The sequence below is a fragment of the Evansella halocellulosilytica genome (genome assembly GCF_002335745.1).
Lineage (GTDB): Bacteria > Bacillota > Bacilli > Bacillales > Salisediminibacteriaceae > Bacillus_CA > Bacillus_CA halocellulosilytica.
The window spans coordinates 339,930-359,364 of sequence record NZ_NIST01000001.1 but is presented as its reverse complement, the minus strand read 5'-3'; the positions used below and the strand labels follow the sequence as shown (position 1 = coordinate 359,364).

The following is a 19,435-nucleotide window of genomic DNA, read 5'->3' as shown; positions in this document are numbered from 1 at the left end:
GGAACAGCACGAGCTGAAGACCCCGCAGACGCTGGTCTTTGCGTTGAGGAGGCTGAGGCCGTGCCCGCGGAAAGCGTCCGCCAGTTACGGATTCGAGTATTTACTCCACCAAGTTAAATCGAAAGATTTTTAGGATTCATACAAAGAATAAATTAATTCATCACGGATTCAGGTAATACATAGTAAAACAAGTTAAACAGTGGTGAAAGATAGTTAAAAGGGTTAGTCTATGATCTCTCAATGCTGACGGGTTTTCTTGATGAGCGATCTCTCGAGTGAAAGACGATCACTCTTGGAAAACTCAGCTTATTCTTCTTCAAACGAAGCGTGAAAATCCCGATAATGAAAAAACTTCTTCAAATGATTGGATTAGACTGGCATAATAATATTAGATGTGTTTATAATGAAAGGTATGAATTCGTAACACTGTTAAGCTTGAAGCTTAACGAATTGAGTAAAGAATGCAGCATAGATCCACAACATAACTGACGTTTTACTAAATGAAATACGATATAATATTCATTGAAAGGAAGTGCCGGATGTGAGCATCAAACAGTACACGGAGGCTCAGCTGAAAGAAATAGCCATGATTGAAATTGCTTATGACCTGTTAAAGGAGCATAAGACCCCTTATAATTATCACACTCTACTTAAACAAGTAGCAGATGTAAAGGGACTAAGTGAGGAACATGTGAAAGAGCGTATTGCACACCTCTATACTGAGATGTCGATGGACGGTCGCTTCGTTAATGTTGGCGACAATAACTGGGCTCTTCGCGCATGGTATCCTTTTGACCAAACCGAAGAAGAACTTTCTCAAACGAACAGAGCGCGTAAGAAGAAGCGTGATGAGGAAGAAGAAGCTTTTGACGACGAAGAAGATTTTGATGAGTTTGAGGACTTAGAAGATGAACTCGATGAGTTAGCAAACGAAGAAGATTCAGATTTTGATGATGAGGTTGAAGGCGATGATTTCGATGAGGATCTAGATTCAAAAGATGATGAAGACGACTTATAAGCTCTTCTGAGTGTCTTAAAAGCAAGTTCTCAACATTCATTGATATTAAGAGAACATATTATCGTTTCGCATCTTGACTTTTTTGTCACTTCTCGCTAAAATTCTTTTTGGGCTTTACTTATAGTAAATGCGAAAGAAGATCGATACGATATATATAACAAAAGTGCCCCCTCCATTAGCAGAGGTGGGTACTTTTGTTTTTTTATTTTTTGAATGGCCATTTCGGGGAAAAATTCTATTTATAAAAAATACATGAAATGCTGAAATCAGCATCAGTATACAAAAGAAGATAAATGCTTTTATTACCCTGATTTTTTTTAAAACTATTAGCATTTATAAAACCTATTGACGGTAGTATAACGTCGATGAAGGCTTTCACCATTAAGGCTTGGCCGATTAGCTAAGTTTTGTTCACCCCATAATATTACGAAAAAGCGAGGGACTAATTCCATGACTACAAAGTATATTTTTGTTACAGGCGGTGTTGTTTCATCATTAGGTAAAGGGATCACAGCAGCTTCCTTAGGTCGTTTGTTAAAAAATAGAGGTCTCAAGGTAACGATTCAGAAGTTTGATCCATACATTAACGTCGATCCTGGTACGATGAGTCCGTACCAGCACGGTGAAGTATTTGTTACAGATGATGGAGCAGAAACAGATCTTGATTTAGGTCACTATGAGCGTTTTATCGATATTAATTTAGGAAAATACAGTAACGTGACGACAGGAAAAGTATATTCGACCGTTTTGAAAAAAGAGCGTCGCGGTGACTATTTAGGAGGAACTGTTCAAGTCATTCCTCATATTACGAATGAACTGAAAGATCGTGTTTATCGTGCTTCAAAAGAAGGGCATCCAGATGTTGTCATCACAGAAATCGGGGGAACCGTTGGTGATATCGAGAGTCTGCCATTTTTAGAGGCGATCCGCCAAATTAAAAGTGATGTCGGTGCAGATAATGTCATGTACATTCACTGTACACTCATTCCATACCTAGGAGCAGCTGGTGAGATGAAATCGAAGCCGACGCAGCACAGTGTAAAAGAGCTTCGCAGTTTAGGTATTCAGCCAAATGTTATTGTCGTTCGCACAGAACGTCCTGTACCGGAAGATATGAAAGATAAAATTGCCCTTTTCTGTGACATCGAAAAGGATGCTGTCATTGAAGCACGTGATGCTGAAACGTTATATGAAGTACCAATTGAGCTTCAAAAACAAAAGCTTGACCAATACGTTTGTAATTTCTTGAATCTTGACTGCAAAGAAGCCGATATGACTGAATGGCTCGGACTAATTGATAAAGTGAAAAACTTATCTAAGACAACGAAAATTGCATTAGTAGGAAAATATGTTGCTCTTCAAGATGCATACTTATCTGTGGCAGAAGCACTGAAGCATGCAGGTTACGAGTATGATTCAGATATTGAGATTAAGTGGATAAACTCAGAAGAGGTTTCAGAAGAAAACATTGATGAAAAGCTTTCTGGTGTAGATGGAATTCTTGTTCCTGGAGGCTTCGGTGATCGCGGTATCGAAGGGAAAATTTTAGCGATTGAATACGCTCGTACGAATAAGGTTCCTTTCTTAGGTATTTGCTTAGGCATGCAGTTAGCATCCGTAGAATTTGCAAGAAATGCATTAGGGTTGGAAGGTGCAAACTCATCTGAATTAAACCCGCTTACTAAATATCCGGTTATCGATTTACTGCCTGAACAGAAAGATATTGAAGATTTTGGTGGAACGCTTCGCCTTGGGCTATACCCTTGTAAATTAAAAGAAGGAACTGCTGCATACGATGCATACGATGAACAGATCGTTTATGAGCGCCACCGTCACCGTTATGAGTTTAACAATGAATACCGTGAACAAATGGAGGAAGCAGGTTTTATTTTCTCTGGTACGAGTCCGGATGGACGTTTAGTTGAAATTGTTGAAATTGAAGATCACCCTTATTTTGTTGCTTCACAATTCCATCCAGAGTTCGTCTCAAGACCGACGCGTCCACAGCCGTTGTTCCGTGAATTCATTCATGCGAGCTTAGGAAAATAAAAAACCCAGAAAACCCCAGGTGCCTGGCACCTGGGGTTTTCTGGGTTTCTTAAGCTTGTCTTATCCATCAACAATCAGTTCATCAATCACATCTCGAACTCTTCTAAGTATTCTTGGAGGGTGAAGTATAGTGCGTAATAAATATGAAGCGCGATGAGCAGGTGGGGAGTACCTATTCGATTGCCTTCTTCAGTTGGAACGAGTCCTTGTTTAACGCCGGTTGAAAAGTAAAATTGACATGCATCGGTCCAACTGCTTCGATTTTGCTCCTTCAACGTCGTATCATGTGAGCTTATTCCGATGATTTGACAGCCGGATTCTCTTGCTTTTTCAACGATCTTTTTTGTTTGCTCACTGTATGGATCGGTTGAACAGACGATAAGGGTATCTAATTCTGAAAATGCAGTGCGCTCTGAAGCTATTCTAACAGTTGGAAAAGGATCGTCTCCTTCTGTTGCTTGTGCGACAATTCCTTGCATTTCTTTTTCTCCGTATATCCACAGCTCTCCGTCACTTATAATGCTTTGTGCAATCACCCGAGAAGCTTCTTCAAACTGTTCTTCAAATTCATCTATGTTCGTAATGAGCCCTTGCAATTGGGTTCGGAAAATTTTCATATGTTTCTCTCCCTTCAGCTACTATTTAGACTAAAGTGTATCAATAAGTTTGACAAAACGAAAAGCAATATGCAAAACTGTGCAATCAAGTGTTTTTAGGAAAAAATCCTGAACCGTGTAGATGGCGTATTGGACATTACAATTGCGCGTAAATTCGCTATCACGAGTTTTATATAGAAGAATAGAAGAAAGGGCCGATATGACACCGAGCATATGTCCGTGACAAACTTAGCTAAAAAAACAAGAAATTTTTGCTAGTCTTATAAATTTTGACGGCAGGAATTGAGGTCGTTATAGCGAATATATACAATGAGTGTGGTGTCTCCGGAAAATTTCGGATTAACTATAGGAGGAAAAAGATCATGCATAAAAAACTATTAATCGTTGATGATCAATTTGGTATTCGTGTATTATTAACCGAAGTTTTTGAAAAGGATGGCTATGATACTTTACAAGCCTCTAACGGAAAACAGGCATTAAAAATCGTAGAAGAAAACGAACCAGACCTGATCTTGTTAGATATGAAAATTCCGGGGATGGACGGACTAGAAATTTTAAGGGAAATAAAGAAAATGGGTGCAAAATCAGATGTCATCATGATGACCGCTTATGGAGAACTTGAGATGATCAATGAAGCAATGGACCTAGGAGCACTCACACATTTTGCAAAACCGTTCGATATTGATGAAGTGAAAGAGAAAGTGAAAAACTATCTAAAAGTATAAAGCGCTTACAGTTGAATGGTTTAATAATTCTTTTCATATTTACGTGAAAAACCATTTTCGTATGCTATAATACATTTGTGAGTCAACTTGCGGAATGGTTTCATTTTGCTGTGACCAAAAATCGGTTCATGGCTTTTTTCGCGTAAACGTCCGATTCATACAAATGGTAAGGATATTCCTGCAAATAGCTGCAAATATTATCATTATCGTTTGTATGTATTGAAACCATAAAAAAGCATGTTTGAAGAGAAGGACAAAAAAGGCCGCGAAGATCGAAGTGGCGAAGGTTAGTGTAATGATGGGCGCAGTATGAAGCAATAGTTTTGCGCGCTGTCCCGACCATTTAGTAAGAAGCAACTTGGAGTGCTGGCAAATGGTCTTTTCACGTGATCAACAGGTAGCTAAACTGAGACAATACTCGACAGTCTTTTTCCCGGACTTTTTGAACAATGTTTAAAGAAGTTGATGCATAATGTTCGTGAATTTAAAGGAGGATATTTAGAATGCCTTTAGTATCAATGAAAGAAATGCTTGAAAAAGCAAAAGCAGAAGGGTACGCTGTAGGACAATTTAACTTAAACAACTTAGAGTTTACACAAGCAATCCTGCAAGCTGCTGAAGAAGAACAGTCTCCAGTCATCCTAGGAGTTTCTGAAGGGGCTGCTCGTTACATGGGTGGTTTCCACACAGTCGTCAGCATTGTTGAAGCTCTAATGGCTGAATATGAAACAACAGTACCTGTAGCGATTCATTTAGACCACGGTTCTAGCTTTGAAAAGTGTGTCGAAGCAATGTACGCAGGCTTTACGTCAGTTATGATTGACGGTTCTCATCATCCGTTAGAAGAGAACATCGCTCTTACGAAAAAAGTAGTTGATGTAGCACATACATTAGGCATTTCTGTTGAAGCAGAATTAGGTCGTATCGGTGGACAAGAAGACGATCTAGTTGTTGACGATGCAGAAGCTGCATACGCAATTCCATCTGAGTGTGATGAGTTAGTTCGTGAAACAAACGTAGACTGCTTTGCACCAGCGTTAGGTTCTGTACATGGTCCATATAAAGGTGAACCAAACCTTGGTTTTGACCGTATGGAAGAAGTAGCAAAATTAACAGGTGTACCTTTAGTTCTTCACGGCGGAACTGGAATTCCGACGAAAGATATCCAAAAAGCGATTTCTTTAGGAACTGCTAAAATCAATGTAAACACTGAAAATCAAATTTCATCTGCTAAACGTGTTCGTGAAGTACTTGCGGACAACACAGAAATGTATGATCCGCGTAAATACTTAGGACCAGCACGTGATGCGATTAAAGAAACTGTCATTGGCAAAATGCGTGAATTTGGATCTTCAAACAAAGCGTAACTAATGGTACAAAAGTGAAATGACAAATGAATGAAAGTTGGAGACCTCTCATGATGAGTGTTGTCCAGCTTTCATTTTTCGCTCATATCGTCTAAATCTTTCGAAAACCGAAAACGTTATCAATAATACTTAAAAGAGGTGTTATCATGAAATTTTTCATTGATACGGCGAATATAGATGAAATTAAAGAAGCTCATGAATTAGGTATATTGTCTGGAGTTACGACTAATCCATCATTAGTAGTAAAAGAAGGAATCGATTTTCACGAACGGTTAAAAGAAATAACATCAGTCGTTACAACAGGATCTGTTAGTGCAGAAGTCATAGCAACAGATGCTGAAGGAATGATCGAGGAAGGAAAAGAGCTAGCAGCGATTGCACCTAATATCACAGTGAAAGTTCCGATGACATTAGAAGGATTAAAAGCTGTTCGGACGTTCAGCGATTTAAACATTAAAACGAATGTGACATTAGTTTTCACTGTCAATCAAGCATTGCTTGCAGCTCGTGCAGGTGCGACCTATGTATCTCCGTTTTTAGGCCGTTTAGATGATATTGGGCATGACGGACTTGAGTTAATTTCAAAGATTGCAGAAACCTTTGACTTACATGGTATCAGTACGGAAATCATCGCTGCCTCAGTCCGACACCCACAGCATGTAACAGAGTCCGCGATGAGAGGAGCTCATATTGCTACTTTACCTCTTAAGGTCATACATCAGCTCGTGAAACACCCGCTAACAGACCAAGGAATCGAGAAGTTTTTAGCGGATTGGGAAAAGACACAACAGTAGATGAATCGGCACAGACGTCCGATGATTTACTTTGCTATCATAATAGTAGGCACCTTCCTTTAAGGTGCCTTTTGCACATCACTGAATGATACTTTCTTTTATCAAAGGTCTGCGTTCGTTTTCGTCTAAAATGTAAAAGGAACGGACATGATGGTATTAATAGTCTCTATCATCCATACAATGGAAATATAATCATTTCCTGAATCTGTGATAAATGAAAGTTAAGGCTGTTTCTAAGAGATTTGATAAGATGAGGTTATCACTCGAATCCGTTACCGCGGAAAGCGATCAGATGAATGGCATATCAACAACTAATATTACGGATTCAGGCATCTGTATGCTTGGTAAAGTTTCATAGAAGGGAAGCTGGTTATGGATAAACTATTGATTGAAGGTGGCCATTATTTAGAAGGAACGGTCCAAATTAGCGGGGCAAAAAATAGTGCTGTTGCATTAATTCCAGCTGCTATTTTGGCCGACTCTACCGTTACAATTGATAATCTTCCAACCATCTCAGACGTAGAAACATTAGCAGAGCTATTAGAAGAGATAGGTGGCAGAACAGAACTAGAAAATGATACGTTAACCATTCAGCCGGAAGAAATGTTTGCAATGCCTCTTCCAAATGGGCGAGTGAAGAAGCTGCGTGCATCCTATTATATGATGGGGGCAATGCTAGGGAAATTTAAAAAAGCTGTCATTGGTCTTCCAGGAGGATGTAATCTTGGACCACGGCCTATTGATCAGCATATAAAAGGGTTTGAGGCACTTGGCGCAAAGGTGACGAACGAGCAAGGCGCCATTTACTTGCAGGCGGATGAGCTCATTGGTGCTCGCATTTATCTTGATGTTGTTAGTGTCGGTGCAACGATCAATATTATGCTTGCGGCAGTTAGAGCAAAAGGCAGAACGATTATTGAAAATGCTGCGAAAGAGCCGGAAATCATTGATGTTGCAACACTTCTGTCGAGTATGGGGGCAAAAATTAAAGGGGCTGGAACGAACGTTATTCGAATCGATGGTGTTGACGAATTACACGGCTGTCGTCATTCGATTATCCCAGATCGTATTGAAGCAGGTACGTATATGATTATCGCTTCTGCAATGGGACAGTCTGTTTTAATTGATAACGTCATTCCAGATCATGTGGAATCACTTATTGCGAAGCTCCGTGAGATGGGAGTTATGGTTGAAGTTGGAGATGACCAGATTTTCATTAGAACGCACGAAAAATTAAATCCAGTCGATGTGAAAACATTAGTACATCCTGGTTTTCCAACTGATTTACAACAGCCCTTTACTTCATTACTAACGAGTGCATATGGAAGTAGTATGGTAACAGACACAATCTATAATGCACGATTTAAACACATTGATGAATTGCGGAGAATGGGTGCTGACATAAAAGTTGAAGGAAGGTCAGCATTAATTAATGGCGGAAGCCGCTTGCAAGGAGCGAAAGTGCGTGCAAGTGATCTTCGTGCGGGTGCAGCTCTTGTTGTTGCTGGATTAATGGCGAAGGGGATTACTGAAATTACCGGAGTTGACCATATCGACCGTGGATATGCCCACCTTGAAGAAAAATTAATTGGACTAGGTGCGAAGGTATGGCGAGAAAAAATGACAGAGCAAGAGGCTGAAGAAGAAGTAGAAAACTCATAGTAAAACCGTTAATTTTGTCATGTGAAAGAAGAGAACGTTAAATAAAGTAAGGCGAGGGGAAACAAAATGGAACGAAGTTTATCTATGGAATTAGTCAGAGTGACGGAAGCCGCAGCACTTGCTTCGGCTAGATGGATGGGAAGAGGGAATAAAGAGTCTGCAGATCAAGCAGCGACTGAAGCGATGAGAGATGTATTTGATACCGTACCAATGAAAGGGACTGTTGTCATTGGTGAAGGTGAAATGGACGAAGCACCGATGCTTTACATAGGTGAAAAGCTTGGAAACGGCTATGGACCACGTGTTGACGTTGCTGTTGATCCATTAGAAGGAACGAACATCGTTGCTAATGGTGATTGGAATGCACTTGCAGTTATTGCGATTGCCGACCATGGAAACTTGCTCCATGCACCAGACATGTATATGGAGAAAATCGCAGTCGGTCCTGATTCTGTTGGGAAGGTTGATATTAATGCACCGGTAGCTGATAATTTGCACGCCGTCGCAAAGGCGAAAAATAAAGATATTGATGACCTCGTTGTTGCAATTTTAAAACGGAAAAGACATGAAAAAGTCATTGAAGAAATTCGTGAAACAGGTGCAAGAATTAAATTAATTCAAGATGGTGACGTTGCTGCAGCAATCAATACAGCTTTCGATGACACTGGAGTTGACATTCTATTAGGCTCAGGTGGCGCTCCTGAAGGAGTACTTGCAGCAGTTGCATTAAAATGTCTCGGTGGTGAAATCCAAGGAAAGTTACTCCCACAAAATGAAGAAGAAGCTGCCCGTTGTGAAAAAATGGGGATCGGAGACATTAACAGTGTTTTAAAAATGGATGACCTCGTCAGCGGTGACGATGCCATCTTTGCTGCTACTGGAGTAACAGATGGAGAGTTATTAAAAGGTGTACGTTACAAAGGGACTGCTGGAACGACACAATCAGTCGTAATGAGAGCGAAATCTGGTACAGTCCGCTTCATCGATGGAAAGCATCTTCTGAACAAAAAACCTGATTTAGTAATACGCTAAAACAGCATTCTTAACAAATGGAATCATTATAAGCTGTGCCGATTGAAGAAAAGAGTGAGGAGGCTTCCTCCTCTCCCTTTCTTTATAAAAGTTATGGAAGATCGTATAAAGTCAACGAAGACTTTCGTCATTATGGGACTTGCACAGAATAAGTAAAATTCACTTAATGGGAAACTTTTTATAGGATGAGCTTAGTTTTGTTTAAATGATTTTCTGCAGCGGCTATAAAATTGCTAGAACAGCTTGATTAATGATTGAAATTATGCTTTTATTATAGTAACTTGAAATGTTATAGTATATAAGTAACAACAAAATGTTAATTGCCTATATGCAATCTGAATTTACCTCCAGATACTTCTAATTGGCTTCAAAAAATCTTCTTTGACAATCAATTGATTTAATCACATATTGTATGTAAAAACTTAATGAACATTATAGGTTACTACAATACATATGATCGCATTTCTATGTACAAGCTTACGTTCCCTTGCTGTAAGAGGGTCTTTATGCTTGTGTGGAGGTATAAAACATCAAGGAGCTTTGAAGCCCAAAAATAAATAAAAAATATCAAGTAAAGGTGTGAACACACAATGAGTGCGACATTAAATGAAATGGAGCATATGAAATTAAAGGAATTGTATGAATTAGCGCGTGAGTACAGAGTCTCTTACTACAGTCAACTCACGAAAAAAGAATTAATATTTGCTATCCTGCAAAAGCAGGCTGAAAAAGAAGACTTAATGTTTATGGAAGGAATTTTAGAAATTGTTCCTTCTGAAGGATTTGGTTTCTTACGTTCGAATACGTATAAGCCAAGTTCACAAGATATTTACATTTCTGCTTCACAGATTCGAAAATTTGAGTTGCGTAATGGTGATCGTGTTTCTGGTAAAGTAAGACGACCGAAAGAAAATGAACGTTATTACGGACTGCTTCAAGTAGCAGCAGTAAATGGAGAAGACCCAGATTTAGCGAGAGAACGTCCTCATTTCCCTCAGCTGACACCACTATATCCAGAGAAGAAAATGACGTTAGAACATAAACCAAACATGATCGCTTCTAGAGTCATTGATATGATCTCACCGGTCGGTTTTGGCCAGCGTGGTCTCATAGTAGCACCGCCAAAAGCAGGTAAAACGTTATTGCTAAAAGAGGTTGCGAACAGTATTGCAGAAAATCATCCGGATTTAGAGTTAATGGTCTTACTAATCGACGAACGTCCAGAGGAAGTGACCGATATGGAACGTTCAGTAAAAGGGGAAGTCGTCAGCTCTACCTTTGATGAGGTTCCTGAAAATCATATAAAAGTAGCAGAGCTTGTTTTAGATCGGGCGATGCGTTTAGTCGAAGCAAAAAAAGACGTCGTAATTTTAATGGATAGTATTACTCGCCTTGCACGAGCTTACAACTTAGTCATCCCGCCAAGTGGACGAACGTTGTCAGGTGGTATTGACCCTGCAAGTTTCCATCGTCCGAAACGATTTTTCGGTGCAGCGCGTAATATTGAAGAAGGCGGCAGTTTAACGATTTTAGCAACAGCCTTAGTGGATACAGGGTCACGGATGGACGATGTCATTTATGAAGAATTTAAAGGAACAGGGAATATGGAACTCCATCTTGACCGTAAACTTGCTGAACGCCGTATTTATCCAGCGATTGATTTACGCCGTTCGAGCACACGCCGTGAGGAACTGCTGTTACCTAAAGTTCAAATTGAAAACCTATGGGCGATGCGTAAGACGATGAATGATCAGCCTGAATTTTTAGAGCGATTCCTTAAAAAAGTCAAAGATACGAAAACGAACGAGGAGTTTTTCGATTCGTTTGAAAAAGAAAAAAGTGGCAAGCTTCGTGTCAGAAACTAAAAGATCAGAATACGATAATTCGTAAAGCTTCTGTTGAAAAAATGTTGTAATGAGCAACCGAAGTGACACACGAGTAGATAACGTACTTACACACCTCGTCGAAAAGCGAATGTGTCCAGTTATCAACGATGATTTTTTAACATCGCTTTACAAAAAAGCAATATTTAACAAATCGCTTCAAAGTGAAAGAGGATGTTGCAAATTATAGCGACAGTTGATATAATTTCGTCATGTGTGAATTGATGTTTACGCATCGACATTGAACTCTGTTTCGAAAGATTCAGGGCGGAAGGAGATGAAAAGAATGAAACAAGGAATTCATCCTGACTACAAGAAAGTAGTATTTAAGGATTCAAGTACAGGTTTCATGTTCTTAAGCGGTTCTACAAGAACTTCTAACGAAACAGTTGAGTGGGAAGACGGAAACACATACCCATTAATCACTGTAGAGGTAAGTTCTGACTCACACCCATTCTATACAGGTCGTCAAAAGTTTGCCGATGCTGGTGGTCGTGTGGATCGCTTCAGAAAGAAATACAACATCAAGTAAGAAGCCGGATAATCAAAACAGGCAAGGGAAGCTCTTGCCTGTTTTTTTTGCCCATCATCGCATAAAATCAGAGCAAACATCGCAGAACTTTACAAAATGTGACATATATATAATTATATTGGGCCATTTGATTAAAAAGATCAAAAAGCGTTGTTTTTAATAATTAAATCAAACTATAATAAAAAGATAGATAAAAATAGAAATGAAAAATAAGTTATATGAACCATTGATTATTTACATAACGCTAATATAAATGATTAACATTATGTTTAGAGGGAGAGACGTTACATGCATTTGACAAGGAGAGAAGGCTGGTTAGAAGTTGTTTGCGGAAGTATGTTTTCTGGAAAGTCCGAAGAGCTCATACGCAGAGTTCGCAGAGCCAGCTTTGGACGCCAAAAAGTACAAGTATTTAAACCGAAACTTGACAACCGTTATGCGGAAAAAGAAGTAGTATCTCATAATGGAACGAAGGTTTATGCACTTCCAATTGAAGAAGCCTCTCATATTTGGGATCTGTTAGAAAATGATACGCAAGTCGTTGCTATAGATGAAGTTCAATTTTTTAATAGTGATGTCATCAACGTTGTTCAAGACCTTGCAGACAACGGGATCCGTGTTATCGTTGCAGGGTTAGATCAAGATTTTCGCGGTGAACCATTCGGACATGTACCCCAGCTTATGTCATTAGCTGAATCAGTGACGAAACTCCAAGCGATATGTTTATCTTGCGGTTCTCCAGCAAGCAGGACTCAACGCCTTATCGACGGAAGACCTGCTTCGTACGATGATCCAATTATTTTAGTCGGAGCTTCTGAATCTTACGAACCGAGATGCCGTCATTGTCATGAAGTACCAGGCAAACCTTCAGGTAAAGAGGAAGTAAAAGCAAAGCGTTCATACACATCATTGACATAAAACGTGAAAGAGGCTGGGACAAAACCCAGTAATTAAGAGTGGCCATCACCGTTTTGGTGAGGACCACTCTTTACTTTTATTTTATGGTTTATGTTGTGTTGATTGTTCAAAATACATTGGCTTGCACTTAAGAGCACAAGTGGACATTTACTCGTGCTGCCACTAGTTTACATTCGTAGTGTCTTCTTTGCCAAGAGCTAGGCTTTAGCTTCCTTGCTGTACTACTTTGTGCACCAAGGAGATTTCCTCTGCAAGATTAATCGAAGAAGAGAATGCGTCGAAGCAGCTCGTAGAGAAATCAGCGAAGAAACGCTCGTTGCTCCTGCGGTTACTCGTCGCACAAAACAATGCTCCTGCGGTTACTCGTCGCAGACTCCATGCTTCTTCCTCTGCAAGATCAATCGAAGAAGAGAATGCGTCGAAGCAGCTCGTAGAGAAATCAGCGAAGAATCGCTCGTTGCTCCTGCGGTTACTCGTCGCAATAATACATTTGTTGATTTTCTCGCAGATATCTCGTGATTTTTGACAATCAACAAGGAAAAAAACGTCTCGTTTTAATCGTATACACAAAAAGGATACCTTCTGTAAGTAAAATATGTTCGGCCAGAAGTAATTCGTTTTCTTCTATATTGTTGCTGCTCTTTTTGGGTGCATGGTGCGGATGTGACTTTTCAATGGGCGTCATACCAATAATTGTGAACGGAATAAAGTATTTGATGGTGTAAAAAAGGATAAGCTATTCGCAGGAGGTGTTTATGTTGAAATATGCCTTAAGCGGGTTAGCTGTCATATTCCTGTTGCTTAGCACCGCTTGTACAGATATGGATACACCTGAAGTTCAAGGGTTAGGAGCCAATCAAGAAGCGAGAAAAGATTGGGGCGCAAGCTTGTTTGGACCAGGGCCAGTTAATTATGGAAGGGTCAGCGATCGTCCTGAAAGACATCCGAATGTAAATGAAATGAATACAACAGGGAAGAGCTTCCGTTCTTTAGATGCAAATCGTCAAACTGTCGGAGATGATCAGGATATGATGGAAACGATCATTTACGAGATTGACGGAGTAGTACCTGGAATGGTGATTATAACTGGTGGTGAAGCATGGGTTAATGTTGCTTTTGAACGCGGTATGGAACAACAAGAAAAAGATGAGATCATCAATACGATTGAAGACCGTTTATATGATGCCAACCCCCGATACCACTATAAAATAGTCGAAAACACATTTCAATAATTTGGAAAGTGCCTGGCACTTTCCAAATTTTGGGTTAAGGGATCGTTTAACGTAGATAAAGGGCTATTGATTACATTCTTCGCGCTGCTTGTTGAAGTGGATCCCATACGCCGTTATAAGGTGGAGCATAGCTTATATCTAAATTTTCGAGGTCTGATATCGTCATTTTGTGATAGAGGGCTGTAGCTGCGACATCGATTCGTTTGTCGACATCGTCTTTCCCGATCGCCTGAACACCTAACAACTGATCGGTTGTTTTATGTCTCAACATTTTAATAACGATTTTTTCACTGCCCGGATAGTAGCCTGCATGTGTATGACCTTCAAAGGTTATCGAATCATATGGTATGTTTTGTTCATTTGCTTCTTGCTCGCTTAGTCCAGTTTTTCCAACAGTTAAATCGAAAAATTTCATGATTGAGGTTCCGACAATTCCTTGAAAGGATTTCGTAACACCTGCTAAATTACTGCCAGCAACCCTTCCTTGCTTATTGGCGTGTGTACCGAGTGGCATGAAATCATCTTTTTCCTTAATTCGGTGGTATTGTGTTGCGCAATCTCCAGCAGCATAAATATCTTGAATATTCGTTTCCATAAAGGAATTCACTGATATCGCCCCTGATTGGTGCAAGTGCAAACGAGTATCCTTGGCAAAATCGGTATTCGGCTTAACTCCAATAGCGACAATAACCATATTCGTTCGGTAGCTGCCCTTGTTCGTATGTACTTCTTCTACCCTTGTATCTCCACTAAACTTTTCTACCGATTCACCGAGACAGAGCTCAATATGATGATCCTTTGCTGCCTGTTCAATTACTTTACTAATTTCTCGATCATAAACCGTGCCTAAACGGTCAGCTAAATCAATGATTCGGACCTTCTTTCCTTTTCTAACAAAGTTTTCGGCAACTTCAAGTCCGATGTAGCCTCCACCAATGACTGTTACTTCTAATACATCTTTACTCATATCTTCAATAATTTGATCAGCATCTGGAATTGTTTTTAACACATGAATCCCTTCGAGGTCTGCCCCATCAAACGATGGAAAAATAGGGGAGGCACCTGTCGCAATTAAACATTTGTCAAAAGGAAGTTCGAACGCTTCACTTGTTTTCAAATTGACTCCAGCTACGGTTTTCTTCTCCGCATCAAGTTTCTGAACTTCATGATAAATTCTTGCATCAATGCCGTGTTTATCACGAAAGGTTTCCCTGCTTCTTGCAATGAGCTTTTCGCTTTCCCCGACAAGACCACCGATGTAGTAAGGTAATCCACATTGGGCGTACGAATAATAGCTGCCTCTTTCCAAAACCGTAATCTCAGCTTCTTCATCGTTCCGAACAATTTGCATCGCTGCACTCATACCGGCGGCATCTCCACCAATAATAACGACTTTCATCACAATTCCTCCTTAATATTCATCACAACACTTACACATAATTTCATACCATCACATATAAAATATTCCACAATACAGCAAAATAAAAACAACTGAAACAAACAATGGCCATCGATTGTTGCAAAAGCCATCGAGCACACCAAATCCACCAAACAAACTAAATCGGGAAAGCCTAACAATAATATATCCCAGGTTCTTCCACGTGCCAGGCACCTGGAAACTGCATTCCAGGTGCCTGGCACAACAAAACCTTGTTTTTACATTTGCATCCTCCTATACTATAATAAGACTGTTAAGCGTTAATAAATGAGGTGAATAACGTGTTTGATCGTTTAGAAGCGGTAGAAGACCGTTACGAAAGACTGAATGAACTATTAATGGATCCAGATGTCATTAGCGATACAAAAAAATTACGTGAGTATTCGAAAGAACAATCGGCTATAGAAGAAACGGTGCAAACATACCGTCAATACAAAGAAATCAAGGGACAATATGATGACGCAAAAGAGATGCTGCAAGATAACCTTGATGATGAAATGTATGAAATGGTTAAAATGGAGATGGATGAGCTAGAAAAGCAAATCCCACCATTAGAAGAGAAACTCAAAGTACTTTTACTCCCGAAAGACCCGAATGACGACAAGAACGTTATCGTCGAAATTCGTGGAGCTGCAGGCGGAGACGAGGCAGCACTTTTTGCAGGAGACTTGTACCGTATGTACTCTCGTTACGCTGAGACACAAGGCTGGAAAACAGAAGTCATTGAATCGAGCCAAACAGGAGTAGGCGGATTTAAAGAAATTATTTTTATGGTGAACGGAAACGGAGCCTTCTCCAAGCTTAAATATGAAAATGGAGCTCATCGCGTCCAACGTGTACCAGCAACAGAATCAGGTGGACGCATCCATACATCAACCGCAACAGTAGCCGTATTGCCAGAAGCAGAAGAAGTCGAAGTAGACATTAACGAAAAAGACATTCGTGTTGATACATTCGCATCAAGCGGACCAGGCGGACAAAGCGTAAATACAACGATGTCAGCTGTCCGATTGACACATATGCCAACAGGAGTCGTCGTATCCTGCCAAGACGAAAAATCACAAATAAAAAACAAAGAAAAAGCGATGAAAGTTCTTCGCGCCCGCGTTTATGACAAGTTCCAAAAAGAAGCAGAAGCCGAATATGCAGAAAACCGAAAATCAGCCGTCGGTACCGGCGACCGCTCCGAGCGAATTCGCACATACAACTTTCCACAAAGTCGCGTCACCGACCACCGCATCGGCCTGACAATTCAAAAACTAGAACAAATCCTTGAAGGAAAGCTCGACGAAATTATCGATACACTCATCGTCGAAGAACAATCCCGTATGATGGAAGAAGCCGATAAATAATGGAAACGACACAAAAAGTTTATGAAGTCCTCCGCTGGGCTTCTTCTTTTTTAGAAAAATCAAGTTACGAATCTACGATCGCAGAAAGGCTCATGATCCACCATACCGGCTGGTCGCGGGCGGAGCTGTTAACAAAGCTCCAAGCGCCCTTACCAGCAAAGGTACACGAAGCTTTTCTCAACGATGTAAAAAAAGCAGCCAATGGTACACCAGTCCAACATATTACTGGGAATGAAGAATTTTACGGCAGAACGTTTGAAGTCAATTCAAACGTGCTCATTCCCCGACCAGAAACAGAAGAACTCGTTTATCTTATGCTTGAGAAAATTAAATCCAGCTTCCATTCAACTAGCCCTGTTCGCATCGTTGATGTCGGTGCAGGAAGCGGAATTATCAGCATTACGTTAAGTTTAGAATTAGCGGATGCAGAAGTTTTTGCTGTCGATATTTCTCAAAAGGCACTTAACGTTGCGAACCGCAACAATGATGAACTTAACGGCTCTGTTACGTTTTTCGAAGGTGATTTACTGCAACCGCTCATTTCCGCTGGAGAGAAAGTCGATGTTGTCGTTTCAAATCCACCTTATATTCCAGAATCAGACCGGGTATTTATGAAGGGAAATGTCACCGACCATGAACCAAGTCTAGCGTTATTTGCCGATGACAATGGTTTAGCGATTTATAAGCAACTAATTGCACAAATTCCAAAAGTGCTATCTATCCCAGGTTTAATCGGATTTGAGATTGGTCATAACCAAGGTGAAGCAGTGAAAAATTTGATTTTATCCACATATCCACAAGCAAACGTCTCTATTCACAATGACATAAACGGAAAAGAGCGGATTGTGTTTGCTGAAGTGAGAGGTTGAAGAATAGATATGCAGTATTTTTGAGTGAAGTAAGTGTCATCGAATTAAAAGGACGACGTCAGCTCTGGTTATGTCTGACCTCGTCCTTTTACCTATTTACCAGTAGTTGATACTGGTGAGATTTCTTTCCCAATTCCCTGGAGATGAAAATAAGCAAAAAGAAAGCACATAGAATCGTGCAAATATGAGAAACATGTATGTATTAACAACTTATTAACAGAATTTATCCACAACTGTAGATAATTCTGTGAACGATCCAGAAACATATCTAAAGAAACCGACCACTAAAACGTAATCATCGTATGCCTCCAGCACAACAAAAACGGATACCGAGAACCTAAGTTTTAAACATAACTCCTACTAACAAGTTATCAACAATAGTTATGCACAGGTGTTAATAAAAATAGCTATATTTTTCTAATAGAAACAGGTTCATACAGTCGAAACACTGCTGCAATCACGTTTCGAGCAAAGAGAAGGTATACATATTTATCCACAATGGTTGTGTATAATATGTCATTGTCACAACTTGTCGTACTGTTTTAAGTTTATTTTTCCGCCGCCTGCCAATAATGGTGACTGAGAGGACGGTGGAAGACAAAATGATGAAACGAACTTATTTATACTTATTCATTTGTTTATCAGTATTAATTTTATCTTGGGAAGGAAACTATCTTGTGCCTGCACAAGCAGCTGATAGTGAGGTCATACCTGACGAATCTATTAGACTACGAATCTTAAGTAATAGTAATTCACCTGTAGATCAAACATTGAAAAGAAATATTAGAAATGCTGTGAATGCTCAAGTAACGGAATGGGTTGAGCATATGGAAGATTTCAACGAAGCGCGACATTATATTGATCGAAATATTGACCAACTGGAAGATACGATCGAACATGAATTAGAAAAACTAGGTCATCACGTTCCATTCGAAGTAGGATTGGAAGAAACGTCATTTCCAACAAAGCTTTACGGCGACCGGCTCTATCCAGCTGGAGAATATGAAGCTGTTTTAATAACGCTCGGAGATGGTCTTGGTGATAACTGGTGGTGTGTATTATTCCCTCCATTATGTTTTCTTGACTTTTCAAATGGTGATGCTACAGCCCATGAAGCAGAAGAAGCTGCCGAACATGACGAGCATGCTGAACATGAGGAAGAGGAAGATGTAGAAGTCTCATTCTTTGTTGTTGAAGTTATCTCTAATTTATGGGATAAAATTTGGTCATAATTGCATTCATATATATGAAGAATCATCATGATATAAACTTGGAAATGCCTATGAAAAGCAGTATCCATAGTTGTGAAGAATGTTTAATCATCTCACAAAGAAATCTATGAATTTATCAACATATCTCTTTTGCTCTTTGCATACAATTTACTAGAATGCGAGGGAAAGGGTGAAAGGGATGAGTTTTTACGTAAGACAGGCGAGTGAGGAAGATGCACTCACGATCCAACATTTTATTGCGAAGGCAAGTGTGGACAAGCTGACAGAACCAATTGAATGGGGTTCGTTTTTAATGGCAGAAAATGAAGAGGAAGATTGTGTAGCCATCGTGGCAGTTGAAGAAGTTGGGGAAAGAAACGGTCTGCTAAGAAAATTAATCGTTGATACGAATAAAGTGACAACGTTCTTTATAGTCGAGTTTGTGGAAGCTGCATTACAGTACGCAAAAGAGAAAGAGCTGAAATCGGTTTACTTATTAGCTGCCAAACAAGCTAGTTTTCTCGAGCAGCTAGGATTTACGAGGTGCCATGGGAAAGAACTACCAAATGAACTCGAATTACATGACGATATGATTGAACATATCGAAAATGATCGTCCAATGTACGTTCATCACTTTCATTAAAGGACATATTCACAACTTACTCACAGCTAAAGCAGGGTTATTCACATTTTATTGTGGATAACCTTGTTTTTTTCAAAGAAGATTCGACAAGTG

18 protein-coding genes are annotated in these 19,435 nt (G+C 39.8%); 16 read left to right on the top strand and 2 right to left on the bottom strand.

All coding sequences use genetic code 11. The annotated features are described in order from the left end of the window. The first annotated feature begins 541 nt into the window (after nt 1-541). Both rpoE and CD001_RS01620 read left to right on the top strand, forming a co-directional pair. Nucleotides 542-1,018 carry a DNA-directed RNA polymerase subunit delta gene (rpoE, locus tag CD001_RS01625; protein ID WP_096185902.1) on the top strand — a complete coding sequence of 159 codons (477 nt, stop codon included), beginning with the start codon at nt 542-544 and terminating at the stop codon, nt 1,016-1,018. Nucleotides 1,019-1,468: 450 nt separating this feature from the next. Beyond that, nucleotides 1,469-3,067, top strand: a complete 1,599-nt coding sequence (locus CD001_RS01620) for a CTP synthase (protein ID WP_096185901.1) — start codon at nt 1,469-1,471, stop codon at nt 3,065-3,067. 86 nt (nt 3,068-3,153) lie between these two features. Here the strand turns inward: CD001_RS01620 and CD001_RS01615 are convergent, their stop codons facing one another. Then, complete coding sequence (locus CD001_RS01615; RefSeq protein WP_096185900.1) at nt 3,154-3,684, bottom strand: DUF2529 family protein; 531 nt, start codon at nt 3,682-3,684, stop codon at nt 3,154-3,156. Between the two features lie 362 nt (nt 3,685-4,046). Here CD001_RS01615 and CD001_RS01610 point away from each other — a divergent pair, with 362 nt between their 5' ends. From CD001_RS01610 to CD001_RS01570, 10 genes are all read left to right on the top strand, one after another. Next, nucleotides 4,047-4,409 carry a response regulator gene (locus CD001_RS01610; protein WP_096185899.1) on the top strand — a complete coding sequence of 121 codons (363 nt, stop codon included), beginning with the start codon at nt 4,047-4,049 and terminating at the stop codon, nt 4,407-4,409. A gap of 503 nt (nt 4,410-4,912) precedes the next feature. Continuing rightward, nucleotides 4,913-5,776, top strand: a complete 864-nt coding sequence (gene fba / locus CD001_RS01605; protein ID WP_096185898.1) for a class II fructose-1,6-bisphosphate aldolase — start codon at nt 4,913-4,915, stop codon at nt 5,774-5,776. Between the two features lie 146 nt (nt 5,777-5,922). After that, a complete protein-coding gene (gene fsa / locus CD001_RS01600; protein WP_096185897.1) occupies nt 5,923-6,570 on the top strand; it encodes a fructose-6-phosphate aldolase in 648 nt (215 codons plus the stop codon). 372 nt (nt 6,571-6,942) lie between these two features. Beyond that, entirely contained in the window at nt 6,943-8,232 is a 1,290-nt protein-coding gene (locus tag CD001_RS01595; protein WP_096185896.1) for a UDP-N-acetylglucosamine 1-carboxyvinyltransferase, read from the top strand. Between the two features lie 66 nt (nt 8,233-8,298). Then, complete coding sequence (glpX, locus tag CD001_RS01590) at nt 8,299-9,264, top strand: class II fructose-bisphosphatase (RefSeq protein ID WP_096185895.1); 966 nt, start codon at nt 8,299-8,301, stop codon at nt 9,262-9,264. A gap of 590 nt (nt 9,265-9,854) precedes the next feature. Beyond that, entirely contained in the window at nt 9,855-11,129 is a 1,275-nt protein-coding gene (rho, locus tag CD001_RS01585; RefSeq protein WP_096185894.1) for a transcription termination factor Rho, read from the top strand. A gap of 304 nt (nt 11,130-11,433) precedes the next feature. Further along, nucleotides 11,434-11,679: a type B 50S ribosomal protein L31 gene (locus CD001_RS01580; protein ID WP_096185893.1), complete on the top strand. Its 246-nt coding sequence runs from the start codon at nt 11,434-11,436 to the stop codon at nt 11,677-11,679. Between the two features lie 288 nt (nt 11,680-11,967). Further along, nucleotides 11,968-12,597, top strand: coding sequence for a thymidine kinase (locus tag CD001_RS01575; protein WP_096185892.1), 630 nt, complete (start codon nt 11,968-11,970; stop codon nt 12,595-12,597). 226 nt (nt 12,598-12,823) lie between these two features. Beyond that, on the top strand, nt 12,824-13,123 hold the full coding sequence (locus tag CD001_RS25870) for a hypothetical protein (RefSeq protein WP_142303533.1): 300 nt from the start codon (nt 12,824-12,826) through the stop codon (nt 13,121-13,123). Nucleotides 13,124-13,352: 229 nt separating this feature from the next. Continuing rightward, nucleotides 13,353-13,829 carry a hypothetical protein gene (locus tag CD001_RS01570; RefSeq protein WP_096185891.1) on the top strand — a complete coding sequence of 159 codons (477 nt, stop codon included), beginning with the start codon at nt 13,353-13,355 and terminating at the stop codon, nt 13,827-13,829. A gap of 70 nt (nt 13,830-13,899) precedes the next feature. On the opposite strand, the gene CD001_RS01565 is transcribed toward CD001_RS01570, so the two are convergent. Beyond that, complete coding sequence (locus CD001_RS01565) at nt 13,900-15,228, bottom strand: CoA-disulfide reductase (RefSeq protein WP_096185890.1); 1,329 nt, start codon at nt 15,226-15,228, stop codon at nt 13,900-13,902. A gap of 320 nt (nt 15,229-15,548) precedes the next feature. Here CD001_RS01565 and prfA point away from each other — a divergent pair, with 320 nt between their 5' ends. The 4 genes from prfA (at nt 15,549) to CD001_RS01540 (ending at nt 19,342) form a co-directional block, all read left to right on the top strand. Further along, nucleotides 15,549-16,619: a peptide chain release factor 1 gene (prfA, locus tag CD001_RS01555; protein WP_096185888.1), complete on the top strand. Its 1,071-nt coding sequence runs from the start codon at nt 15,549-15,551 to the stop codon at nt 16,617-16,619. Continuing rightward, nucleotides 16,619-17,488, top strand: a complete 870-nt coding sequence (gene prmC / locus CD001_RS01550; protein ID WP_096185887.1) for a peptide chain release factor N(5)-glutamine methyltransferase — start codon at nt 16,619-16,621, stop codon at nt 17,486-17,488. Before prfA ends, prmC begins: the two co-directional genes overlap by 1 nt. Nucleotides 17,489-18,090: 602 nt before the next feature. Further along, nucleotides 18,091-18,720, top strand: coding sequence for a stage II sporulation protein R (gene spoIIR, locus CD001_RS01545; RefSeq protein WP_096185886.1), 630 nt, complete (start codon nt 18,091-18,093; stop codon nt 18,718-18,720). 178 nt (nt 18,721-18,898) lie between these two features. After that, the gene (locus CD001_RS01540; protein WP_096185885.1) at nt 18,899-19,342 is read left to right on the top strand and encodes a GNAT family N-acetyltransferase; all 444 of its coding nucleotides are present in this window, start codon (nt 18,899-18,901) and stop codon (nt 19,340-19,342) included. Nucleotides 19,343-19,435 lie beyond the last annotated feature (93 nt).

Bases quoted from the DNA above. Each gene is read 5' to 3' on its own strand.
- CD001_RS01620 (WP_096185901.1), top strand. From the start codon at position 1,469: ATGACTACAAAGTATATTTTTGTTACAGGCGGTGTTGTTTCATCATTA.
- CD001_RS01615 (WP_096185900.1), bottom strand. From the start codon at position 3,684: ATGAAAATTTTCCGAACCCAATTGCAAGGGCTCATTACGAACATAGAT.
- CD001_RS01610 (WP_096185899.1), top strand. From the start codon at position 4,047: ATGCATAAAAAACTATTAATCGTTGATGATCAATTTGGTATTCGTGTA.
- fba (WP_096185898.1), top strand. From the start codon at position 4,913: ATGCCTTTAGTATCAATGAAAGAAATGCTTGAAAAAGCAAAAGCAGAA.
- fsa (WP_096185897.1), top strand. From the start codon at position 5,923: ATGAAATTTTTCATTGATACGGCGAATATAGATGAAATTAAAGAAGCT.
- CD001_RS01595 (WP_096185896.1), top strand. From the start codon at position 6,943: ATGGATAAACTATTGATTGAAGGTGGCCATTATTTAGAAGGAACGGTC.
- glpX (WP_096185895.1), top strand. From the start codon at position 8,299: ATGGAACGAAGTTTATCTATGGAATTAGTCAGAGTGACGGAAGCCGCA.
- rho (WP_096185894.1), top strand. From the start codon at position 9,855: ATGAGTGCGACATTAAATGAAATGGAGCATATGAAATTAAAGGAATTG.
- CD001_RS01580 (WP_096185893.1), top strand. From the start codon at position 11,434: ATGAAACAAGGAATTCATCCTGACTACAAGAAAGTAGTATTTAAGGAT.
- CD001_RS01575 (WP_096185892.1), top strand. From the start codon at position 11,968: ATGCATTTGACAAGGAGAGAAGGCTGGTTAGAAGTTGTTTGCGGAAGT.
- CD001_RS01570 (WP_096185891.1), top strand. From the start codon at position 13,353: ATGTTGAAATATGCCTTAAGCGGGTTAGCTGTCATATTCCTGTTGCTT.
- CD001_RS01565 (WP_096185890.1), bottom strand. From the start codon at position 15,228: ATGAAAGTCGTTATTATTGGTGGAGATGCCGCCGGTATGAGTGCAGCG.
- prmC (WP_096185887.1), top strand. From the start codon at position 16,619: ATGGAAACGACACAAAAAGTTTATGAAGTCCTCCGCTGGGCTTCTTCT.
- spoIIR (WP_096185886.1), top strand. From the start codon at position 18,091: ATGATGAAACGAACTTATTTATACTTATTCATTTGTTTATCAGTATTA.
- CD001_RS01540 (WP_096185885.1), top strand. From the start codon at position 18,899: ATGAGTTTTTACGTAAGACAGGCGAGTGAGGAAGATGCACTCACGATC.